This is a genomic window from Corynebacterium provencense (assembly GCA_900049755.1).
GTDB classification, from domain to species: Bacteria; Actinomycetota; Actinomycetes; order Mycobacteriales; family Mycobacteriaceae; genus Corynebacterium; species Corynebacterium neomassiliense.
Genome location: LT160608.1, coordinates 1 through 1,013, shown reverse-complemented (window position 1 = coordinate 1,013; position 1,013 = coordinate 1). Strand labels below are relative to the sequence as shown.

The window sequence follows — 1,013 nt, the reverse complement described above, 5'->3', positions numbered from 1 at the left end:
GGGGTCCCTCCGGTGCGCACCGCGGCGGTACCCTATACGCGTCTGGGTGGGAATAGGAGACAAGCCGACCCGTGGGCCGGGAGCGCTTGTCGTGGTCGGTGACGGTCGGCTGATCGCCCATCTGACCAGGGGCGGGCGGACGGTGCTGATGTTCTCCCGGCCGACACTGGCGGATGACGGAGCCTCCGGGTCGTCGGGTGCGGCGGGAGCGGACCCCGGGGACGTGCAGGCGGTGGTCGGTGCACTGTCGGACCTGGTCCGGGAGGGAAGACTGTCACCGGTGACGGTGGAGAGGATCAACGGCGTCGACGTTCTGTCGCTGGGCAGGGAAGCCACAGGGGTGTGGACCGGTGCCGGCGCCCGGTTCACCCCGAAAGGTCTGGTCGTGCGCTGAGGCCCGTCCCGCCCGTGCGACCGGGTACCCTCAGGCGGCATGCGCTCAGAGGAGATCCCCGGCACTTCCGGCCCGGTCGGCACCACCGTCGTGTGGTTCCGCGACGACCTGCGGTTGGCCGACAATGCCGCCCTGCAGTGGGCGGCCGCCCGGGGCCCGGTCGTGGGACTGGTCGTTGACGAGGATCCCGGGGTCACGGGTGCCCGGCAGGCCGGTGGGGCGTCGGCCTGGTGGCGTGGCAGGAGCCTGGAGAATCTGGGTACCCGGCTCGCCGGGTACCGGGTACCTCTGCTCCACCTGCGTGGCGACCCCACCGTCATTGTCCCGGCCCTGCCCGGGATCCTGGGAGCGGGAGCGGTTGTCTGGAACCGGCGTTACGTCGAAGCGCTGTGCCGGGTGGACGCGGTGGTGAAGCAGCGGCTCGCCCGGCAGGGCGTGGAGGTGCACAGTTTCGCCGGTCATCTGCTCACCGAGCCGTGGCAGGTCCGTAGCGGAGGGGGTGGGCCCTACCGGGTGTTCACCCCGTATTCGCGGGCCGCCCGGCAGCTCGCGGAGGAGGCGACGGCGGCCGCGGTCGATGATGTTCCGGGCGTCCCCGACGGTCTCCGCGGGCCTGTCG

General features: G+C 72.2%; 2 protein-coding genes. Both read left to right on the top strand.

All coding sequences use genetic code 11. The annotated features are described in order from the left end of the window. The coding region (locus BN3906_RS13835) for a hypothetical protein (RefSeq protein WP_222705294.1) at nt 1-394 on the top strand (394 nt) is incomplete at its 5' end. 39 nt (nt 395-433) lie between these two features. Then, nucleotides 434-1,013: deoxyribodipyrimidine photo-lyase (locus BN3906_RS13830; RefSeq protein WP_147593033.1), on the top strand; the 580-nt coding region annotated here is incomplete at its 3' end.